The organism is Microbacterium sp. NPDC064584 (assembly GCF_040687315.1).
In the GTDB taxonomy this organism is placed as follows: Bacteria; Actinomycetota; Actinomycetes; order Actinomycetales; family Microbacteriaceae; genus Microbacterium; species Microbacterium lacus.
This window is the reverse complement of the sequence record NZ_JBFBMZ010000013.1, coordinates 1-20,246: the sequence shown is the minus strand read 5'-3', so window position 1 is coordinate 20,246 and position 20,246 is coordinate 1. Positions and strand designations below refer to the sequence as shown.

The window sequence follows — 20,246 nt, the reverse complement described above, 5'->3', positions numbered from 1 at the left end:
CCTACACTGGCGGAGACATGTCAAGCACTTCGGCGAAACCCCGCACGCGCAAGTCGCCCGCCGAGCGATCGGCCGAGATCCTCGCCGCCGCGACCGAACTCGCGCGGGAGCAGGGCCTCAGCGCGCTGACGCTCCGCGCCGTGGCGGAGCGTGCGGGGGTGGCGTCCGGTCTGATCGCGCACTACCAGCCCTCGATGGACGAGCTCGTCGCGCGCGTCTACACGGATCTCGTCGACGCGGAGATCCGTGAGGTCGAGATCGAGATCGGTGCTGTGGCGAGCCCGGCGGAGCGCATGGCGGCGCTGCTGGAGACCCTGCTGGACGGCACGCGTGAGGACATCACGGTCGTCTGGGCCGAGGCATGGGCGCTGGGGCGGCGCAACCCCGCGCTGGCGGACGCGGTGCGCGCGCAGATGGACGCGTGGCATCGGATGGTGGCCGCGCTCATCGAGGAAGGCCGGGCTGCGGGCGACTTCACCGCCGACGCCGCGGATGCCGCGTGGCAGCTCCTCGGCATGATCGACGGCCTGAACGCGCAGTCCCTGGCTCGCGGTGTCGAGGCCGAGGGGTCGGCCGCCAAGATGGCGCGGGCGGCGGAGATCCTGCTCGGGGCTGCGCCCGGTTCGATCAGGGCGCGCTGACCGGCGTCACGGAACGAGCGAGTAGAAGCGGAAGAAACCGAACTCGCCGACCGGCAGGACCTCCACGTCGCGGAATCCGGCCTCGCGCGCATATTTCTGCAGTGTCGTCGGGCGCATGACCGTGCCGGTGGCGACGGTCGGTCGGTGCGACATGCTGTCGGGCAGGCACACGAACAGGCTGAAGCCGTACATGATGCGCTCGATGTCATCGCCCGGAGCGGTGAAAGTCTCTGCGACCGCTTCATCCATGATCACGATCGGGCCTCCGTCGCGCACCGCCAGACGCATCGAACGGAGCACATCGACGGGCCTCGGCATGTCGTGCAGGCATTCGAAAGCGAAGGCGGCATCGAACGGCCCGAACCCCGACAGGCCGTCGGCGTCGGCGTTGTGGAAGCGCACGCGTTCGGCGACCCCGGCCTGCAGGGCGTTGCGACGAGCGGCCTCGATCGACGGGTCGTCGACGTCGAACCCGTCGACCTGCAATCCGGGATGTGCGAGTGCGAGCGCGATCGAGGACCAGCCGGCGCCGCTGCCGACATCGGCGACGCGCGCGCCGGGTCCTTCGAGCAGGGAGCGGATGCCGTCCACACGGCCGAGCGCATCGGGGAGGCGATCGAACCACGGCCGGTTCATGTCGGCCTGGGCCTCGCGGGCGTCCGGGCCGAGCTGCTCCCAGCTCACACCCTCCCCGGTCCGGTAGGCCTGCAGGAGGTCGGGGAGCGTCGGTCCGGCGGCGGCGAACATCCGCGCGAGGGGGGCGAGGTAGCTCAGGCTTCGCTCGTCCGTGAGTACTTCGGCCGGGCCCGGAGCCAAGGCGTACCGCCGCTCGTCAGGAGCGGCATCCGGAGTCGACTGCACCGCGAGGATGCCCGACACGGCCTGATGCTCGAGCCACTCGCGGCAGTAGCGAGCGTCGGTACCGGTGCGTTCGGCGAGCTCGACCGGCGTGCGGGGGCCCGACTCGGCGAGGGTGCGATACCAGCCGAGCCGGTCGCCGACGTAGACGGAGAGTGTCTCGGCCATGCCGAGGGCAGAGGCGAAAAGGCGCTCCGCGAACTCGTCTGCGGTGGGGTCATCGTCCTGGCTCACGGCGCGCTCCCTTCGGCGAAAGTCTGCCGCGCCGCACCCGCGTGCGCCATCCCCATCGCCGCGCGCGACGAAAGGGTCACTATCTGTCGCTTCCCGCGCCCGGAGGCGGCAGAAAGTGCCACCTGAGCGCGCCGGCCCGGTGTTCAGGGGACAGCTTCTGCCGCTTCCCGCGCCCGGAGGCGGCAGAAACCGCCACTTGAGCGGAGCAGCTCAGCGGATCAGCTGCTCCCACCCGTCGCCGTCGGCGTGCTCGAAGATCAGGTTCGTCTCGGTGTGGGCCACCGCCGGGTGTCCGGTGAGGTGTGCGAGGACGAACTCGCGCAGCTCAGCGGCGTCGCGCGCCATGACGTGCAGCAGGAAGTCGTCCGCGCCCGCCATGTGAAACAGGCTCAGCACGCCGGGCAGGCTCGGCGCGGCACGCCGGAAGGCCTCGATCTCTTCGCGCGCGTGCTTGACGAGCCGGATCGCGATGAGGGCCTGCACGGTCGCACCCAGCGCGAGCGGGTTGAGATCGACCCGGTAGCGCCGGATCACGCCGCTGGTCTGGAGCCGGCGCAGGCGCAGCGACACCGTCGACTCCGCGATGCCCAGAGTCGAGGCGAGCGATGCCCCCGACGCGCGGGCGTTCGCGGTCAGGGCCCGCAACAGCGCGCGGTCTGTCCGGTCGAGTTCAAGGACCTGCGCCATGGGGCTCCTTCGCCGAGCGATGGGTGAAGATTCTTCGACCGAGTCTATCGATGGATCGGCATCCTCCAGGGGCGATTGCCGATTCGCGCAGTTTCTGTTGTCCTCGACGCATGGATCCCCGTCACCATCGCCTCGACACCCGCGCCGTCCACGGCGGGATGCAGGGCCTGCGCGAAAGCGGCGCACACGTCCCGCCGATCGACTTCTCGACCACGTACCCGTTGCCCGATGTCGACACGGGCGGGCTGGCGTACGAAGAGCTCGCAACCGGGCACGACCTCGGCCCGGGTCGCAGCGCGGTGTACCAGCGGCTGTGGCAGCCGGGGGTCGCGCGGTTCGAGGACGCGCTCGCCGACCTCGAGCACACCGAGGGTGCGGTCGCCTTCGCGAGCGGCATGGCGGCTTTGGCTGCCTGCCTGATCGCGACCGCGACCGCGGGAAAGCCCCACATCGTCGCGGTCCGACCGCTCTACGGCGGCACCGATCACGTGCTCGAGAACGGCCTGCTCGGCACGACCGTGACCTGGGCGCAGGTCGACGGGATCGCCGCAGCGATCACGCCGCAGACGGGTCTCGTGATCGTCGAGACCCCGGCCAACCCGACGCTCGAGCTCGTCGACCTCGCCCACGTGGTCGACGCCGCCGGCGGCGTGCCCGTACTGGTGGACAACACCTTCGCGACACCCGTCCTGCAGCAGCCGGCGCGCCACGGCGCGACCCTCGTGCTGCACAGCGCGACGAAGTATCTCGGTGGCCACGGCGACGTCATGGGCGGCGTCGTCGCGACGAACGAGGAGTGGGTGCGGCGGCTGCGTCAGGTGCGCGCGCTCACCGGGGGACTCCTGCACCCGATGGCCGCCTACCTTCTGCATCGGGGTCTGCGGACCCTCCCGCTGCGCGTGCGCGCCCAGCAGCGGACCGCGCAGATCCTGGCCGAGCGCATCAGCGCTCATCCTGCCGTCGCTCGTGTCTTCTATCCGGGGCTTGCGGGTCAGGATCCCGCGGGGCTCCTCGGCCGGCAGCTCGACGGACCCGGCTCGATCATCGCGCTCGAACTCGCCGGCGGATACGACGCGGCGGCGCGGTTCACCGAGTCGTGCGAGCTGATCGAGCACGCGGTCTCGCTCGGCGGCATCGACTCGCTCGTGCAGCATCCGGCGTCGCTCACGCACCGCCCCGTCGCGGGGGAGGCGAAGCCGGGCGCGGGGGTCGTGCGCCTGTCGATCGGTCTCGAGGACGTCGATGACCTCACGGATGACCTGCTCGTGGCGCTCGCCGCTGCGGACGCGCTGTCGGATGCCGCACCCGAGCTGACCCGCACGCCCACCCCGGCCTGACCGCCGGCTTCCGGCATCCGCGGGTTAGCGTGGAACGCATGCCATCGACTCCCTTCCGCTCACTCGAGGACTACATCGCCCTGCCCCGCGTGGAGGCGCTCGCGCTCTCGCCGGACGGCACCCGTGCCGTGCTCACGGTCGCCACGCTCAAGAAGGACGGCACCGCGTACGAGCGCTCGCTGTGGGCGGTCCCGACCGACGGATCGGGGGCGCCGGCGCGCCTGACCCGCTCGGCCAAGGGCGAGTCCAGCGCCTCCTTCACGGCCGACGGCGGCATCCTGTTCGTGTCCGCCCGCGCCGACAGCGAGGCCGACGAGGACGACGACTCGGCCCAGCTCTGGCTGCTGCCGGCGACCGGCGGCGAGGCTCGACCGGTGACCCGGCTCGCGGGAGGAGTCGGATCGATCGCGGCGGTGGCACAGGACGCCTCCCGCGTCGTGCTGAGCGCCGAGCTGCTGCCCGGCGGCGAGAGCCTGGAGGCGGAGGCGAAGCTGCGGGCGCTCCGCAAGAAGAAGATGGTCTCCGCGATCCTGCACGAGTCCTACCCGGTGCGCTTCTGGGATCACGACCTCGGTCCCGCCGAGCCGCACCTGCTCGGCCTCGACCTCTCCGCACTCGCCGACACGGTGGCTGCTGTTCCCGCCGAGTCCGATGATCGCGCGCCCGGTGACGCGGTCGACGAGGGCGGGGATGCCGGCACGCCCTATCCGGCGACGCTGCCGCGCCCGGTCGACCTGACTCCCGCCCCGGGTCGCACCGCCGACATCGCCGGCGCCGCCCTGACCCCCGACGGCACGACGCTCGTCGCCGCCCTGCGGATCCCCGAGACCCGCGACGGCCGGTTCGCGCTCGCTGCGATCGATGTGGCTACCGGGGAGCGCACCTGGATGTTCGAGGAGGCAGGGGTCGACTTCGAGGCGCCGGCCGTCAGTCACGACGGGCGGACGCTCGCCTACCTGCGCTCGGTCCGGAACACCCCCGCGGGGCCCACCGACATCGAGGTCTGGGTGTCGGACATCGACGGCGGCAACGCCCGTCGCATCGCGACCGAGTGGGATCGCTGGGCCTCGAGCCTCGTGTTCGCCGCGGACGACACCGCGCTGATCGCCACGGCCGATTCCGACGGCCGGGGTCCCGTCTTCCGGCTGCCCCTGGACGGCGGAGCCGCCGAGCAGCTCACCCACGACGACTTCACGTACACGCACGTGAGCGTCGACCGATCCACGGGCGGGGTCGTCGCGCTGCGCTCGAACTGGGTCGCGCCCGCCCACCCGGTCCGCATCGCGCCCGACGGGTCGGTGACGCCGCTCGTCACGCCCGCCGTCCTGCCCGTCGCTCCCGGGTCGATCACCGAGGTCGACACGACCGCCGAGGACGGCGCGCGCGTGCGCGGCTGGCTGCTGCTGCCCGAGGGCGCCTCCGAGGATGCGCCCGCCCCGCTGCTGCTGTGGATCCACGGCGGACCGCTGAACAGCTGGAACGCCTGGAGCTGGCGCTGGGCGCCGCTCCTCGCGGTCGCCCGCGGGTATGCCGTTCTGCTGCCCGACCCCGCCCTGTCGACCGGATACGGGCTGGAGTTCATCGCCCGCGGCTGGAACAGCTGGGGCGGCAAGCCCTACACCGACCTCATGTCGATCACGGATGCCGTCGTCGCCCGCCCCGACATCGACGAGTCCAGGACCGCGGCGATGGGGGGCTCGTTCGGCGGCTACATGGCGAACTGGATCGCCGGGCACACCGACCGCTTCCGCGCGATCGTGACCCACGCGAGCCTGTGGGCGCTGGACCAGTTCAGCGGCACGACCGACAGCTCCGACTACTGGCAGCGCATCTTCACGCCCGAAGCGATGATCGAGAACTCCCCGCACCGCTTCGTGGACGGCATCCGCACGCCCCTGCTCGTGATCCACGGAGACCGGGACTACCGGGTGCCGATCGGCGAGAGCCTGCGGCTGTGGTCCGAGCTCGCCGAGCATCACGCCGGCCCGGACGGCTCCAGCGTCCACAAGTTCCTCTTCTACCCGGACGAGAACCACTGGGTGCTGAAACCGCAGCACGCCGTGGTCTGGTACGAGACGGTGTTCGCGTTCCTGGACCAGCACGTGCACGGCGCCGACTGGCGCCGCCCCGAGCTCCTAGGCTGACCCTGCAGTCCGCGAGAGGGCACAAATGACCCTCTCGCGCGGCGTGTCGCCCTACATAAGTGCCCTCTCGCGAGCTGCAGGGGCGCAACGCGAAACGCGGACGCAACAGATTTCCGCGACACTGTGGGGATGTCCACAAAGGTCTCGCTCACTCACCACACCGGGTACACGTTCGCCCGACCGGTGTCGGTCACCCCGCACGTCGTGCGCCTGCGGCCCGCCCCGCACGCGCGGACGCCGATCGAGGCCTACTCGCTCGAGGTGAGCCCGCCGAACCACTTCATCAACTGGCAGCAGGATCCTTTCGGCAACTGGGTCGCGCGCCTGGTCTTCCCCGAGAAGATCGATCACCTCTCGGTCACGGTGAGCCTGGTCGCCGACATGATGGTGATCAACCCGTTCGACTTCTTCATCGAGGAGTACGCCGAGACCTTCCCGTTCGAGTACGAGCCGAGCCTGAAGGCCGACCTCGCTCCCTACCTGCGTCCGGTCGAGGGCAGCGACCAGGCGGCGGTGTGGAAGCAGTCCTTGCCGCCCGTCCCCGCCGGGGGGATGCCGACCGTCCCGTTCCTGGCGGGGCTCAACTCCGCGGTGCACCGCGATGTCGCGTACGACGTGCGGATGGAGCCCGGGGTGCAGACCCCCGACGAGACCCTCGGGCGGGCGATCGGCTCGTGCCGCGACAGCGCGTGGCTCCTGGTGAGCCTGCTCCGCCAGTACGGCCTCGCCGCCCGGTTCGTCTCGGGATACCTGGTCCAGCTCGCCGCCGATCAGAAGGCCCTGGACGGCCCGAGCGGCACCGAGGTCGACTTCACCGACCTGCACGCGTGGACCGAGGTGTACATCCCGGGTGCCGGATGGGTCGGCATGGACCCCACAAGCGCGCTGTTCGCCGGCGAGGGCCACATTCCGCTCAGCGCGACTCCGCACCCCTCCAGCGCCGCGCCGATCCAGGGCGCCACCGAGCCGGTGGAGGTCGCGTTCGAGTTCCGCAACGAGGTCATCCGCATCCACGAGGATCCGCGTACCACGAAGCCGTACACCGACGACCAGTGGGCGCGGATCGACGCGCTCGGGCTCGCGGTCGACGATCGCCTGCGCGCGGGCGACGTGCGTCTCACGATGGGCGGCGAGCCCACGTTCGTCGCGCTGGAGAGCGCCGACGAGGAGGGCAAGACGAGCCCGCAGTGGAGCACGGATGCCGACGGCGCGCACAAGCGCGAACTCGCGAACGTGCTCGCCGAGCGCCTGCGCAGCACGTACGCGCTCGGCGGCGTCGTGCACCGCGGGCAGGGCAAGTGGTATCCCGGCGAGCCCCTCCCGCGCTGGAACATCGCGCTGCAGTGGCGCACGGACGGTCAGCCGCTCTGGAGCGACGCGTCCCTGTTCGCCGACCCGTGGGGACCGGATGCCGATCCCGAGGCGCCCCGCAACGCCGAAGCCCTCGCCCGCGCGGTGACCGCGCTCCTCGGCATCCCCGATCGACGGCTCCTGCCCGCATACGAGGATCCGTTCGCCGCGCTCGCCGCCGACGTGCGTCAGCCGGAGGGGCCGCGTCCCGGCGTGGACGAGAGCGACCTCGACGTCGCCGCCGCCGACCGCACGGTCACCACGCCGACCGGCTGGGTCCTGCCGCTGACGACCGAGGGGGAGTGGACGAGCCCCGCCTGGAGCTTCCGCCGCGGGCGGCTCGTGCTCCTTCCCGGAACCAGTGCCGTGGGACTGCGGCTGCCGCTGGACTCGGTCTCGTGGACCGACCCGGAGCACCCGGGGGAGCCCTCCTATCTCGAAGCGGGCCCGGCGCTGGAGTCCCGCATCCGCAGCGTCCCCGTCGTCGACCCGGAGGAGGCGCGCACGACGGCGCTCGCGTTCGAGGCCCGGGACGGCTTCGTGCACGTCTTCCTGCCGCCAACGATCGAGCTCGAGGCGTACGCGGACCTCCTGGCCGTCATCGAGCGGGCGGCCGCTCTCACGCGGTGCCGGATCGTGCTCGAGGGCTACGGTCCGCCCCCGGACGCGCGGCTCACGCAGCTCGTCGTCACCCCCGACCCCGGGGTCATCGAGGTCAACGTGCAGCCGACCTCGTCCTGGGAGGAGCTCCGCCACCTCACCGTCACCCTGTACGAGCAGGCCAGGCAGAGCCGGCTCGCGACCGAGAAGTTCGACCTCGACGGTCTGCACACCGGCACGGGCGGCGGCAACCACCTCACGCTCGGCGGCACGCAGCCCGTCGACTCGCCGCTGCTGCGGCGTCCCGATCTGCTGGCGAGCCTGATCACGTACTGGCAGCGGCACCCGAGCCTGTCCTACCTGTTCTCGGGGCGCTTCATCGGGCCGACGAGCCAGGCGCCGCGGTTCGACGAGGGCCGGCCGGAAGCCGTGTACGAGATGGAGATCGCGCTGCAGGAGGTCCGCCGGCTCACGGGGGCGGCGCGCGAGCTCGGCGAAGAGTCTTCGCCGTGGCTCATCGACCGGGCGCTGCGGCACCTGCTCACGGACCTCACCGGCAACACGCACCGCGCCGAGTTCTGCATCGACAAGCTCTACAGCCCCGACTCGAGCCGGGGACGCCTGGGTCTGCTCGAACTGCGCGGATTCGAGATGCCGCCGCATCCGCAGCTCGCGCTCGTCCAGGCGCTTCTGGTGCGGAGCCTGGTCGCGATGTTCTGGGAGAAGCCGTACGAGGCGCCGCTCATCCGGTGGGGAACCCGCCTGTACGAGGACTTCCTGCTGCCGGAGGGCGCGACCGCCGACATCGCGGAGGTCGTCGCGGACCTGCGGGACCACGGCATCGCGTTCGAGGCGGAGTGGTTCGACGCGTTCACCGAGTTCCGCTTCCCGCGCATCGGCGTGACGCGGCTCGAGAACGGCGTCGAGCTCGAGCTGCGGCAAGCGATCGAACCGTGGAACGTGCTCGGCGAGGAGGTGACCGAGGGTGGCACGTCGCGCTACGTCGACTCGTCGCTCGAGCGCATCCAGGTGAAGGTCGCCGGGCTCGATCCGCGCACCCACCTCGTGACGTGTCAGAGTGTTCCCGTGCCTCTGACCTCGTCCGGCCCGGCCGCGGAGTACTACGCCGGCGTGCGCTATCGCGCGTGGCAGCCGTACTCGGCGCTGCACCCGACGATCCCCGTGCATGCGCCGCTCGTGTTCGACGTCGTCGACATCGCCTCCGGGGTGAGCGTCGGCGGCGCGACGTATCACGTCGTCCACCCCGGCGGCCGGTCGTACGAGCGGCCCCCGATCAACTCGAACGAGGCCGAGGCTCGGCGCGCGAGCCGGTTCGCGCCGCACGGCCACACGGCCGGCCGGCTCGACGTAGCCGAGCTCCGCGAGAAGGCCCGGCGGGCCGCCACACCGGACTATCCGCACACGCTCGACCTGCGGCGGGTGCCGCTCTCGTGAGTCTGCTGCGCGACTACGCCGCCGCGATCTCGCAGCCCACGCTGCCGCTCGCGGGCACCGGCGCGCGCTTCGACGAGGTCGTCGGACCCGACGGCGGGCTGCGGCCGGCATGGAAAGGCATGGCCGCGGTCGCGGTCGAGCTGACCGGGATCGAGATCGGCCGGATCGACGACGAGATCGCGACCCTTCTCGCCGATGACGGCGCGACGTACGGCAACCCCGAGCAGGGGACCCAGCCCTGGCAGCTGGACCCGATGCCGCTCGTCCTGGATGCCGCGACCTGGGCGCGGCTCGAGGTGGGTCTCGCGCAGCGCGCGGAGCTGCTGAACGCGCTGCTCGCGGACCTGTACGGCGAGCAGCGGCTCCTCTCGGAGGGCATCATCCCGTCGGCCGTCGTGTTCGGGCACTCCGGCTACACGCGGCCGATCGTCCGCCGCCGCGGGCACGACCCTCAGCCGCTCATCCTCGCCAGCACCGACCTCGGCCGCGACGCGGCGGGCGAGTGGCGGGTGCTCACCGACCGCGTGCAGGCGCCCTCCGGGCTCGGCTACGCGATGGAGAACCGGCGGATCCTCTCGCGCGTGCTGCCCGACCTCTACGAAGAGGCGGGTCTGCACCGCATGGAGCCGTACTTCTCGGCCGTCCGCTCGGCGCTCCTCCAGGCGGCCCCCGCTGAGATCGCCGACCCGCGCGTGGTCGTCCTCTCGCCGGGAACGCACTCCGAGACCGCGTACGACCAGGCCTTCATCGCGAACATCCTCGGCTTCCCGCTCGTGCAGGGCGAAGACCTCGTCGTGCACGACGGCTGGGTGTGGATCAAGCCCGCCGGCTTCCCGCAGCATGCGCCGCACGAGCGCGTGGACGTGATCCTGCGGCGCGTGGATGCCGAGTGGTGCGATCCGCTCGAGCTGCGCGCCGGATCCCGGCTGGGCGTCGCCGGTCTCACCGAGGCCGTGCGCCGGGGCCGGGTGCGCCTCGTGAACGGGCTCGGCGCCGGCGTGCTGGAGAATCCGGGACTCATCCCCTTCATGCCCGCCGTCTGCGAGCGTCTTCTCGGCGAACAGCTGCGCCTGCCGGCGGTGCCGACGCAGTGGTGCGGCGACGACGAGGGGCTCGCCGCCGTCCTCGCCTCGCTCGATCAGCGGCCTGCGACGGAAGCCCGGGCGCTCATCATCCGCGAGATCGACGGTCGCGCCGCTGATCTGTCGGGTCTGGATCCCGCGGAGCTGCGCGCGCGGATCCTCGCGGCGCCGCACCGCTTCGTGGGACAGGAGCGCCTCCCGCTCTCGCAGGCGCCGGCGTGGGGGAGCGTGGGTCGCACGTCGGGCCGGGCGGGGCCGCATCCGCTCGTCCTGCGCTCGTTCACGGTCCGCGACGGCGCGATCTACCGCCCGCTGGTCGGCGGACTCGCCACGCTCGTCGACGACCGCGCCGCCGCGCCCAGCACGAAGGACGTCTGGGTGCTCAAGAACGCCCCGACCGATCCCGACCAGGGCATCGTCGAGGTCGCTCCCGTGCCGCTCACTCGAGCGGTGCCGGTGCTGTCCCCGCGCGCGGTGGAGGACATGTTCTGGTCGGGCCGGTACACCGAGCGCGCCGAAGACCTCGTCCGGCTCGTGATCACGGCGAGCGCGTACGCCGAGCAGCTTGACTTCAGCTCGAGCACGCAGGGCGGGGCGGCCGTCCGGGCGCTCATCGGCGTCCTGCAGCGGCTGTGCGGGACGCGCTACGGCGACCCGGATCTCGAGCAGCGCTCGCTGCTGCTGGACGCCGATCGCCCCGGCTCCGCCGCCCACTCGCTCCAGCGCCTGCGCGACGCGCTCGAGGGCGTCCGCGATCAGCTCTCCGTCGACACCTGGCGCGCTTTCGGCAGCACCGACCGGGCGATGCGGGCGCTGCGCACGTCGCGCCGGACGCAGATCGCCGAATCGGCCAGTCGCATGCTGGGCGGCATCCTGTCGCTGCAGGGCGTGACGGCCAACATGATCCGCGACGACGGCTGGCACGCGATCGAGGCGGGCCGCTACCTCGAGCGGGCGCTGCAGGTGTGCACGCTGCTCGCGTCGACGACGACCGCGTCGCACGGGATCGGCGTGGACCGCGCGGTGCTCGGCGGCGTGCTGATGGCCGCGGAGAGCTCCGTGACGCACCGTCGCCGCTACCGCGGCGTCCTGCGCACCGCCGACGTGCTCGAACTGCTGCTGCTGGACACCGGCAACCCCCGGTCGGTGGCGTTCGCGCTGGATCGGCTGCGCTTCCATCTCGCGGCCCTCGCCGCCTCGACCGGCTCGACGCGCCCCGAGCGGCTGCTCGAGCACCTCGAGGACGCGCTCGAGGCGGTCGACCTGCCGGCGCTCACCGTCCCGGTCGACGGCCGCCGTCCGCGCCTGGACGAGTTCCTCGCCGAGACCCGCGCCCAGCTGCATCGCCTGGGCGATGCGATCGTGCATCTGCACTTCGCCGCCGGCCCTGAGCCGCAGCCGCTGTCGTCGCTGAGCCTGATCGAAGTGAGCGGAGCCGACGCATGAGATACCGCGTGTCGCACCGCACGACGTACACGTACGACGACGACGTCTCCAGCAGCTTCGGAATCGCACACTGCCGGCCGCGCGAATTGCCGTGGCAGCAGGTGGCCTTCCGGACGGTCACGATCGATCCGGCGCCCGGCGACGTCAGCGACGACGTGGATTGCTACGGCAACGTCGTGTCGTACTTCCACGTCACCGAGCCGCACCTGCAGCTCACGATCGACGCGCTGAGCGAAGTGACGGTCGAACCCACTGCCTACGATGCCGACGCGCTCGCCGAACCGTGGGAGTGGGCGCGCCCGATCCTGCACCCGGAGATCCGCGGCGCGTGGTCGGCGGCCGAATTCGCTCTGGAATCACCGAAGGCCCGGCACGTGGACGCCGCCCGCGCGTACGGCGCGGCATCCCTCACGCCGGGGCGCCCGATCGGCGAGGCCGTGACCGATCTGATGCACCGGATCAAGACCGATTTCCACTACGACAAGACCGCCACGACGGTCACGAGCACCGTCGCCGACGTGTTCGACAAGCGGGCGGGCGTCTGCCAGGACTTCGCGCACCTCGCCCTCGCGTGCCTGCGCAGCCACGGCGTCGCCGCTCGCTACGTCAGCGGGTATCTCGCGACGACCCCGCCCCCGGGGAAGCCCCGCATGGTCGGCGCCGACGCGTCGCACGCGTGGGTGGCCGCGTGGCTGCCGGGTTCGGACCAGTGGCTCGCGTTCGATCCGACCAACGACCAGTGGACGGCCGACCGGCACGTCACGGTCGCGTGGGGCCGGGACTACGGCGATGTGCCGCCGGTGAAGGGCGTGATCTTCACAGAGGCGAAGAAGTCCACGCTCCGCGTCGCGGTGGATGTCGCCCCGCTCACCGAGCTCGCGCAGAGCTGACCGCAGATCATCCCCCGATCCGCAAGGGCCGGGGGCCGATCGGTTCGACGTGCGAGCCTGAGAAGGTGAAAGCCTATCGATGCCGCGTGTGCAGCAGTCCCCTCTTCTTCGAGAACTCCCTCTGCGTGACTTGCCGGACGGGCCTCGGGTATTCGCGTGACGAGCGGCAGATCGTCCCGGTCGACCTGCAGGGCCGCTACGTCGACGCGACCGGGCTCATCTGGCACGTCTGCCGCAACCTCGACCTGTCGGGATGCACGTGGCTCGCGCCGCTCGAGGGCGGCCAGTGCTTCAGCTGCGCGCTCACGCGAACGCGCCCGAACGACGCGGATGCCGCGGGAATCGCGAACTTCCCGGTCGCCGAGCGCGCGAAGAGGTATCTGATCGCCGAGCTGGATGAGCTCGGCTTCGCCGTCGTCGGCAAGGACGCGGCGACCGGTGGCGATCCGGTGGACGGACTGTGCTTCGACCTGCTCTCCAGCACCGACCGCAACGTGGTGATCGGGCACGACGAAGGGGTCGTCACGATCGATCTCGCCGAGAGCGATCCCGCCTACCGCGAGCGGGTCCGCGGTGAGCTCGATGAGCCGTACCGCACGATGCTCGGGCACTTCCGGCACGAGGTCGGGCACTACTTCGAGTGGCAGCTCGTGGAGAAGGGGGCGGATGCCGGCCTCCTCGCGCGCGCACGTGAGCTGTTCGGCGACGAGACCGTGGACTATCAGGAGCAGATCGACCGGCACTACTCCGACGGCCCGCCCGCGGGGTGGGAGGAGCGGTACCTCACGATGTACGCCACGATGCACCCGTACGAGGACTTCGCCGAGACCTGGGCGCACTACCTGCACATCTGCGACACGCTCGACACGGCGGTGCACTACGGACTGATCGGTGACGAGCGCGGCTCCCGATCGTTCCGAGAGCTGGTCACCGAGGTCTGGGTGCCGCTGTCGACCGCGCTCAACGCGATCAACCGGTCGATGGGCAAGGACGACCTCTACCCGTTCGTGATCCCCGCTCCGGTCCTGGACAAGCTCGAATTCGTCGCGTCGCTGCGACCGTAGCGGATACGACGAAGGGCGCCGACGGATGACCGTCGGCGCCCTTCGGATGATCAGGCGCGCTTGCGGCGTCCGACGATGAGGCCGTAGATCAGCAGGACGATGATCGAACCGCCGATGGCCAGGAGCCAGGTCTGCAGCGAGAAGAAGTCCTGCAGCGGCGCGTTGAACAGCACGCTGCCGAGCCAGCCGCCGAGCAGGGCGCCCACGACGCCGAGCAGCAGCGTGATGAGCCAGCCGCCGCCCTGCTTGCCCGGGAGGATCAGCTTGGCGATGGCGCCGGCCAGCAGGCCGAGGATGAGGAATGCGAGGAAACCCATGGTGTGTCTCTGTTTCTGTCGAGGTGATGGTGCTGTGAACCTCCGCACGGGGTGGAGGCCGTGCCCGAACGTATCCCAGGCGCGACCGGCCGGAGGGGGGCTTGCGCACTAGGGTGAAATGCCCCTCGCGTGCGTCGGGCGCGCGCGGGACGGACCCGCGGGGGGCCAGGAGGATGCCGTGCTCGACGTGATCGGCGACGTCATCCCGTTCGGGATCGGCGTCGCGCTGAGCCCGTTCCCGATCATCGCCGTACTCCTGCTTCTCACCGCGCCGGTCGGGCTCGCCGGGAGCAGCCTGTTCCTCCTCGGCCGCGCGGCGGGCTTCGCGTTGCTCACCGCGCTCTTCGCCGTCGTGTCGGATCTGATCGACCAGGCCGCGGGATCCTCCGTCCCGGCAGCCGTGCTCCGGCTCGTCCTCGGCGTCGTGCTCGTCGGCGTCGGCATCCGCAAGCTCGTCCGGCGCTCGCGCGCGGACGGAGCGCCCGCGCTGCCGGGCTGGATGCAGTCGATCGAGCGCACCGGCCGGGGCGGCGCGCTGCGGCTCGGGTTCGTCCTGACGGTCGTGAACCCGAAGGAGATCGCCTTCGCGGCGGGAGCCGGGCTCACGATCGGCGGGGCGTTCCTGCCGATCGGTCAGGCGATCGGCGCCGGCGTGCTCTTCGTGGTGCTCGCGTGCCTGAGCGTGGCGATCCCGGTGACCCTGGTCGCGGTCGCGGGGGCGCGGGTCACGCCGGTCCTGCGGACGGCGAAGGACTGGCTCGTCGCGAACAACGCGATCGTGATGGCTCTCGTGCTGATCGTCATCGGCGCGATGCTGATCGGGAGCGGCGTATCGGGGCTGCCCGGCTGACCGCTTCGGGATAACCCGACGGGAGGATTCCGGATGCCCCCGGCGCGCGCGGCGGCGCGCATCAATACCGTGGAGCCATGACCTCCTCGACCCTCGCTCCGAGCGCCGCTCCCGCCGCCCCGCCGCCGTCACGATCGCCGCTGCGCGATCCGCTGCGGATCGCCGGAGCCATCGCCCAGCTCGCCGCCCTCGGCGTCGTGGGGCCCGTCGTCTTCACGGTCCTCGCCACGCTGCTCGGGGTCGGGCTCGGACTCGTCCCCGTCCTCGGCATCGGCCTGGTCTTCCTCCTCGGCTTCGTCTACGCGCTGTACGGGGTGGCGTGGTTGGAGACGGCACGCGTGGACGGGCTGTATGCGCTGGGCCTGCCGGGCCTCGCGCCGCGTCGGCGGACCACGCCGGGCTTCGGCGGCTTCCTCCGTGTCGTCTGGCGGCAGTTCATCGACCCGTCGATGTGGCGCGCGATCGCGAGTGCCGCGATCGGGACGGTCCTGGGTCTGATCGTCCTGCCGCTCGTGTCGGTCTTCGCGTCGGCGATCGTGCTCGTCTTCGCTCCGCTCTTCGCCCGCAGCGGCGCCGTCACCCTCGCCGGCACCGGCATCGAGGTGCCCGTCTCGTGGGCGGTCGTCACCGGGATCCTGGTCGCGCTCGTCGCCGTGGCCGCGATCATCGGTCTCGCCGTGCTCCACGCCGTGCTCGCTCGCGCGATCGTGGTGCCCACCCGTGAGGCCCAGCTCGTCGAGCAGGCGCGCACATCCGACGTCCGCCGCGAGGGGGCGATCCGGGCCTCCGAGGTCGAGCGCACCCGCATCGAACGAGACCTCCACGACGGGGTGCAGCCCCGGCTCGTGTCGGTCGGGATGACGCTGGGTCTCGCGCAGCAGAAGATCGACGACGACCCCGAGGCGGCGAAAGCGCTGCTCGCGGAGGCGCACACCTCGACGAAGGCCGCCATCACCGAGCTCCGGCAGCTCGCGCGCGGCATCCACGCGTCGGTGCTCGATGATCGGGGGCTGGATGCCGCCCTCTCGGCTCTCGCCGGGCGCTCGCCCATCCCCGTCCAGCTCGACGTCCGCATCGATCGGCGCTGCGACAGCAACGCCGAGGCCGCCGTCTACTTCTGCATCGCCGAATCGCTCACGAACGCCGCGAAGCACTCACGCGCAACGGGCTGCCGCGTGCTGGTCCGTCAGCGCCCGGACGGGAGCCTGTGGGCGCGCGTCGAGGACGACGGGATCGGCGGCGCGCAGGTGACGCCCGGTGGCGGCCTGGACGGCATCATGAACCGCGTCCTCGCCGCAGGCGGCACGGCACGGCTGGACAGCCCCCAGGGTGGTCCCACGTCTCTGGAGGTGAGCGTCCCGTGCGCATCCTGATCTGCGAGGACTCCGTCCTGCTGCGTGAAGGGCTCGTCCGCGTCCTGGAGGACTCCGGCCACGAGGTGGTCGCCGCCCTGGCGGACGCGCGGACCCTCGAGGAGACCGTCGAGCAGACGGTGCCCGAGCTGTGTCTCCTCGACGTGCGGCTTCCGCCCACCTTCACCGACGAGGGCATCCGAGCCGCGCTGAGACTGCGGGCCCGGCATCCCGATCTCCCCCTCCTCGTGCTCTCGCAGTACGTCGAGGAGCGCTATGCGAGCGAGCTCATCACCGCCCACGGCGGAGCGATCGGCTACCTGCTGAAGGACCGGGTCGCGGACGTGTCGGACTTCCTCGAGGCAGTCGCCCGCATCAGGGACGGCGCAACGGTCCTGGATCCCGAAGTGGTCGCGCAGCTGCTCAGCCGCCGACCCCGCGATGAGCGGATGCAGCGCCTCACGCCGCGCGAGGCGTCGACGCTCGCACTCATCGCCGAGGGTCGGTCGAACCAGGCGATCGCGGCAACCCTCTTCGTCTCCGAGGCGAGCGTGGAGAAGTACATCACCGCGATCTTCCAGAAGCTCGAACTCGAGCCGGACGAGTCCGGCAACCGGCGGGTGCTGGCAGCGCTCGTCCACCTCGAACACGGCGGCCCGCAGCCGCAGACAGGAGCAGGATCATGACCATCGCACCCCCTCCCGCGGCTCCCGCGGCCCCGACGCCGCCGCCGACCCGGGGTTCCTCCCGCGTCGTGGCGATCCTCGCGATCGCGCTCGGCGCGGCGGTGATCCTCGGGGCGCTCGGCTCGGCGGTGTTCTCCACCGTCGCCGCCGCGAGCGTCCGCACCGAGAGCCGCAGCGTCGATGTCGGGGGAGTGAGCGAACTCGATGTCAGTGTGGATGCCGCCTCGCTCCGCCTCGAGTTCGCCGACGTGTCCGAGGCGACGCTTCAGGTGACCAGCGGTCTGGGGGCGGGCTCGTGGACTCTTCGCACTGACGGCGACACCCTGCGGGTCGCCTCGCCCCAGCGCTTCGGTCCAGGCTGGTGGGTCTTCGGCGGTGAGGTGCGGGCGATCCTCACGCTGCCGCACGACCTCGCCGGCGACGACCTCGACGCCACGCTGGAGCTCGCCGCCGGCGATCTCACGGTCGATGGGCGGTTCGGCGACCTCGGCATCGACGTCGGCGCGGGCCGGCTCTCGGTGGACGGATCGGCCACGACGCTGACCGCCGAGCTGAGCGCGGGCGGAGCGGACATCGACCTCGCGGACGTGACCGAGGCCGGCTTCTCGGTCAGCGCGGGCACGATCGATGCACGCCTGACCGGCACCGCGCCGCGTACCGTGACGGTGGACGTGAGCGCGGGTGGCCTGGATCTCGAGCTCCCGGACGGCGCCTACGACGTGCGCTCGGACGTGTCGGCCGGCGAGTTCGACAACGGGCTGCAGACGCAGGCCGGCGCCCGCAACACGGTCGACGTCACGGTCTCGGCCGGGACGGTCACGATCGACAGCGCCCGCTGAGAACGCCGCCGAGAGGGATCGCCTGGCTACCAGGCGATCCCTTTCGCCGTCTCGAAGTCGCGCAGCGACTGGTCGGCGTACGAGATCGACCACGTCACGACGGCGTCGGGTGCCGCATCCGAGGTGCCGACATAGCCGAGAACCTGCCCCGCGGTCGGGCTCTGCGCGTGCGCGCGGCCGAGCAGCCCGGCACACGCGACGGCATAGTCGCTGAACGCGTCCAGGGCCAGGTCATCGAGTTCGACCGAACCCTTCATGTCGTGGAACTGCCGCACGTAGAACGCCCGGCCGTTCGCGGCGAAATGACCGAGGAACGGGTCGGAGACGGCCTGCAGCACCCGTTGGAGCCCGACGACCCGGTACCCCTCGCCGTGTGCGGCGATGCCCTGGGTGATCCGCGCGGGTTGAGGGATGCGCCCGTACTTGGACAGCACCGACTCCCCGGCCTCCTTCACCTGGAGCAGGAGCGCGTCCTCATCGGCCCCCTGGAGCAGCTGGAGGTAACACCGGGTGCCGACGCTGCCCACCCCGACCACGCGGCGGGCCAGATCGGTCGGCTCGTACTGCGCGAGGACGGTGTCGATGTCGATGCTGACCGTGTCCCGATACTGCGCGAACAGCGCGTGGACCGATTCGGCCCGCTCGGCGCCGGCGACGTGTTCGGCCTCGTCCAGGCGGAAGCGCACCATGGTCGGCGGGTTCTCGACGAAACGCACTTTGCCGTCGGCATCCCGTTCCGTCGTCCGGCGGATCGCGCGTGCGGACGTGCGCCGTTCGGCCGCGGCGAGGGCGTCGCGCAGCACCCGTCGCCCGTCGCGGCTCATCTGCCGGCGCGCGGATTGGACGTTCAGGTGCAGGAAGTACCGGTCGGAGGGACTCAGCCGCACCATCCGGCGCAGCACCGAGACGTACGAGGCGATCGCCCGCCGGGCGACCCCCTCGATGTCGCGCTCGGCGTAGCCCGCCTCGCGACCGCCGACCACGACGCTCGTCACGAGTCGCTTCAGGTCCCACTCCCACGGCGCGACGGCGGCCTCGTCGAAATCGTTCAGATCGAAGACGAGCTGGCGCTCGGGCGAGGCGTAGAAGCCGAAATTGCTGATGTGGGCGTCGCCGCACGACGCGACCAGGATGCCGGAATGCGGGTCCCGGCCGAGGTCGAGGGCCATGAGCCCCGCGGTTCCCCGATAGAACGCGAACGGGCTCGCGAGCATGCGCTGCATCCGCAGCGGCACGAGTTCGGGCACGCGCGTCGCGTTCTGCTCGCGCAGGTGGGCGATGACGTCGCGTTCGGCGGGCCGCCGCTCGGCGAGCTCGGAACGCGCGACGACGCGGCGGAGGCTCTTGCCCAGCTCGCGCGCTTCGGCCCGGGAGAAGTGCGCGCGCTCGGTCAGCAGGTCGGGTGCGTCCAGGGGCATGGCGCCATCCTCCCGCACCTCGGACGCGATGACCCCGTGTGCGGGAGGATGGAGTCATGCTGAGCATCCCCACCGTGACCCTGAACGACGGCGTGGCCTTCCCCGAGCTGGGACTGGGCACCTACAAGCTGCAGGGCCCGGAGGGAGTGGCCGCGATCGTCGCGGCCATCGACAGCGGCTACCGACTGTTGGACACCGCGGTCAACTACGAGAACGAGGGCGAAGTCGGCGAGGCGGTCCGCACCGCCGGCGTGGACCGCGCCGAGCTGCTGATCACGACCAAGATCCCCGGTCGTCATCACGGACGCGCGGAGGCGCTGGAGAGCACCAAGGCCTCGCTCGCGCTGCTGGGCCTCGACCGGATCGACCTCTCGCTCATCCACTGGCCCAACCCGAGCGTGGGCAAGTACCTCGATACCTGGCGCGGGATGATCGACGCCCGGGAGCAGGGGCTGGTCCGCTCGATCGGCGTGTCCAACTTCACGGCCGCGATGCTGACCGAGCTCATCGACGAGACCGGCGTCACGCCCGCGGTCAATCAGGTGGAGCTGCACCCCTACTTCCCCCAGGCGGAGCTCCGTGCCTTCCACGCCGAGCACGGCATCCGGACCGAGAGCTGGAGCCCGCTGGCGCGTCGATCCGAGCTGCTGCAGGAACAGGTGCTGCAGGAGATCGCCGGCACCCACGACGTGACTCCCACTCAGGTCGTGCTGCGCTGGCACACGCAGCTGGGGAGCACGCCGATCCCGAAGTCAGCCGATGCCGACCGTCAGCGCGAGAACGCCGATGTCTTCGGCTTCCGCCTGACCGATGACGAGGTGTCGGCGATCTCCGCGCTCGAGCGCGGTCGGCTGTGGGACGGGGATCCCGATACCCACGAGGAGATGTGAGGGCGTCCGGAGCCTAGATGTACCCGGCTGAGACGTTGGTGACGTTTCGGGGGTTGCGCTGAGGAGAACCTCCGGGGCTTAGTGGAAGTGCTTACGTTCCCTAATC

General features: G+C 71.4%; 16 protein-coding genes. 12 read left to right on the top strand and 4 right to left on the bottom strand.

All coding sequences use genetic code 11. The features are described from left to right. Positions 1 to 17: 17 nt before the first annotated feature. On the top strand, positions 18 to 641 hold the full coding sequence (locus AB0P18_RS15775; RefSeq protein WP_344055596.1) for a TetR family transcriptional regulator C-terminal domain-containing protein: 624 nt from the start codon (positions 18 to 20) through the stop codon (positions 639 to 641). A 6-nt stretch (positions 642 to 647) separates the two neighbouring features. Here AB0P18_RS15775 and AB0P18_RS15770 read toward each other — a convergent pair whose 3' ends face one another. Both AB0P18_RS15770 and AB0P18_RS15765 read right to left on the bottom strand, forming a co-directional pair. Next, positions 648 to 1,733, bottom strand: a complete 1,086-nt coding sequence (locus AB0P18_RS15770) for a class I SAM-dependent methyltransferase (protein ID WP_363360810.1) — start codon at positions 1,731 to 1,733, stop codon at positions 648 to 650. 210 nt (positions 1,734 to 1,943) lie between these two features. Beyond that, complete coding sequence (locus AB0P18_RS15765) at positions 1,944 to 2,420, bottom strand: Lrp/AsnC family transcriptional regulator (protein WP_314505133.1); 477 nt, start codon at positions 2,418 to 2,420, stop codon at positions 1,944 to 1,946. A gap of 110 nt (positions 2,421 to 2,530) precedes the next feature. On the opposite strand from AB0P18_RS15765, the gene AB0P18_RS15760 reads away from it, so the two are divergent. The 6 genes from AB0P18_RS15760 (at position 2,531) to AB0P18_RS15735 (ending at position 13,788) form a co-directional block, all read left to right on the top strand. Next, the gene (locus AB0P18_RS15760; RefSeq protein ID WP_363360809.1) at positions 2,531 to 3,757 is read left to right on the top strand and encodes an aminotransferase class I/II-fold pyridoxal phosphate-dependent enzyme; all 1,227 of its coding nucleotides are present in this window, start codon (positions 2,531 to 2,533) and stop codon (positions 3,755 to 3,757) included. A 38-nt stretch (positions 3,758 to 3,795) separates the two neighbouring features. Further along, on the top strand, positions 3,796 to 5,901 hold the full coding sequence (locus tag AB0P18_RS15755; RefSeq protein WP_363360808.1) for a prolyl oligopeptidase family serine peptidase: 2,106 nt from the start codon (positions 3,796 to 3,798) through the stop codon (positions 5,899 to 5,901). Between the two features lie 129 nt (positions 5,902 to 6,030). Continuing rightward, positions 6,031 to 9,306: a transglutaminase family protein gene (locus AB0P18_RS15750; protein WP_363360807.1), complete on the top strand. Its 3,276-nt coding sequence runs from the start codon at positions 6,031 to 6,033 to the stop codon at positions 9,304 to 9,306. Further along, positions 9,303 to 11,834, top strand: a complete 2,532-nt coding sequence (locus tag AB0P18_RS15745; protein WP_363360806.1) for a circularly permuted type 2 ATP-grasp protein — start codon at positions 9,303 to 9,305, stop codon at positions 11,832 to 11,834. Before AB0P18_RS15750 ends, AB0P18_RS15745 begins: the two co-directional genes overlap by 4 nt. After that, on the top strand, positions 11,831 to 12,724 hold the full coding sequence (locus tag AB0P18_RS15740) for a transglutaminase family protein (RefSeq protein WP_363360805.1): 894 nt from the start codon (positions 11,831 to 11,833) through the stop codon (positions 12,722 to 12,724). The genes AB0P18_RS15745 and AB0P18_RS15740 overlap by 4 nt, the downstream gene beginning before the upstream one ends. Positions 12,725 to 12,810: 86 nt before the next feature. Beyond that, on the top strand, positions 12,811 to 13,788 hold the full coding sequence (locus AB0P18_RS15735; protein WP_363360804.1) for a putative zinc-binding metallopeptidase: 978 nt from the start codon (positions 12,811 to 12,813) through the stop codon (positions 13,786 to 13,788). A gap of 50 nt (positions 13,789 to 13,838) precedes the next feature. Here AB0P18_RS15735 and AB0P18_RS15730 read toward each other — a convergent pair whose 3' ends face one another. After that, positions 13,839 to 14,105, bottom strand: a complete 267-nt coding sequence (locus AB0P18_RS15730; RefSeq protein ID WP_363360803.1) for a GlsB/YeaQ/YmgE family stress response membrane protein — start codon at positions 14,103 to 14,105, stop codon at positions 13,839 to 13,841. Positions 14,106 to 14,223: 118 nt separating this feature from the next. Between AB0P18_RS15730 and AB0P18_RS15725 the strand changes: the two genes are divergently transcribed. The 4 genes from AB0P18_RS15725 (at position 14,224) to AB0P18_RS15710 (ending at position 17,832) form a co-directional block, all read left to right on the top strand. Then, on the top strand, positions 14,224 to 14,955 hold the full coding sequence (locus tag AB0P18_RS15725; protein WP_363360802.1) for a GAP family protein: 732 nt from the start codon (positions 14,224 to 14,226) through the stop codon (positions 14,953 to 14,955). Positions 14,956 to 15,032: 77 nt separating this feature from the next. Beyond that, positions 15,033 to 16,328, top strand: coding sequence for a histidine kinase (locus tag AB0P18_RS15720; RefSeq protein ID WP_363360801.1), 1,296 nt, complete (start codon positions 15,033 to 15,035; stop codon positions 16,326 to 16,328). Continuing rightward, positions 16,316 to 16,993, top strand: coding sequence for a response regulator transcription factor (locus AB0P18_RS15715; protein WP_363360800.1), 678 nt, complete (start codon positions 16,316 to 16,318; stop codon positions 16,991 to 16,993). Before AB0P18_RS15720 ends, AB0P18_RS15715 begins: the two co-directional genes overlap by 13 nt. Next, entirely contained in the window at positions 16,990 to 17,832 is an 843-nt protein-coding gene (locus tag AB0P18_RS15710) for a hypothetical protein (RefSeq protein ID WP_363360799.1), read from the top strand. The genes AB0P18_RS15715 and AB0P18_RS15710 overlap by 4 nt, the downstream gene beginning before the upstream one ends. A gap of 26 nt (positions 17,833 to 17,858) precedes the next feature. Here the strand turns inward: AB0P18_RS15710 and AB0P18_RS15705 are convergent, their stop codons facing one another. After that, the gene (locus AB0P18_RS15705; protein WP_363360798.1) at positions 17,859 to 19,250 is read right to left on the bottom strand and encodes a DUF2252 domain-containing protein; all 1,392 of its coding nucleotides are present in this window, start codon (positions 19,248 to 19,250) and stop codon (positions 17,859 to 17,861) included. Positions 19,251 to 19,306: 56 nt separating this feature from the next. On the opposite strand from AB0P18_RS15705, the gene AB0P18_RS15700 reads away from it, so the two are divergent. Further along, a complete protein-coding gene (locus tag AB0P18_RS15700) occupies positions 19,307 to 20,140 on the top strand; it encodes an aldo/keto reductase (RefSeq protein ID WP_363360797.1) in 834 nt (277 codons plus the stop codon). Positions 20,141 to 20,246: the final 106 nt, after the last annotated feature.

Excerpts from the sequence above, each read along its gene's own strand:
- AB0P18_RS15775 (WP_344055596.1), top strand. The coding sequence starts at position 18 with ATGTCAAGCACTTCGGCGAAACCCCGCACGCGCAAGTCGCCCGCCGAG.
- AB0P18_RS15765 (WP_314505133.1), bottom strand. The coding sequence starts at position 2,420 with ATGGCGCAGGTCCTTGAACTCGACCGGACAGACCGCGCGCTGTTGCGG.
- AB0P18_RS15760 (WP_363360809.1), top strand. The coding sequence starts at position 2,531 with ATGGATCCCCGTCACCATCGCCTCGACACCCGCGCCGTCCACGGCGGG.
- AB0P18_RS15755 (WP_363360808.1), top strand. The coding sequence starts at position 3,796 with ATGCCATCGACTCCCTTCCGCTCACTCGAGGACTACATCGCCCTGCCC.
- AB0P18_RS15750 (WP_363360807.1), top strand. The coding sequence starts at position 6,031 with ATGTCCACAAAGGTCTCGCTCACTCACCACACCGGGTACACGTTCGCC.
- AB0P18_RS15740 (WP_363360805.1), top strand. The coding sequence starts at position 11,831 with ATGAGATACCGCGTGTCGCACCGCACGACGTACACGTACGACGACGAC.
- AB0P18_RS15730 (WP_363360803.1), bottom strand. The coding sequence starts at position 14,105 with ATGGGTTTCCTCGCATTCCTCATCCTCGGCCTGCTGGCCGGCGCCATC.
- AB0P18_RS15725 (WP_363360802.1), top strand. The coding sequence starts at position 14,224 with ATGCCCCTCGCGTGCGTCGGGCGCGCGCGGGACGGACCCGCGGGGGGC.
- AB0P18_RS15720 (WP_363360801.1), top strand. The coding sequence starts at position 15,033 with ATGACCTCCTCGACCCTCGCTCCGAGCGCCGCTCCCGCCGCCCCGCCG.
- AB0P18_RS15710 (WP_363360799.1), top strand. The coding sequence starts at position 16,990 with ATGACCATCGCACCCCCTCCCGCGGCTCCCGCGGCCCCGACGCCGCCG.
- AB0P18_RS15705 (WP_363360798.1), bottom strand. The coding sequence starts at position 19,250 with ATGCCCCTGGACGCACCCGACCTGCTGACCGAGCGCGCGCACTTCTCC.
- AB0P18_RS15700 (WP_363360797.1), top strand. The coding sequence starts at position 19,307 with ATGCTGAGCATCCCCACCGTGACCCTGAACGACGGCGTGGCCTTCCCC.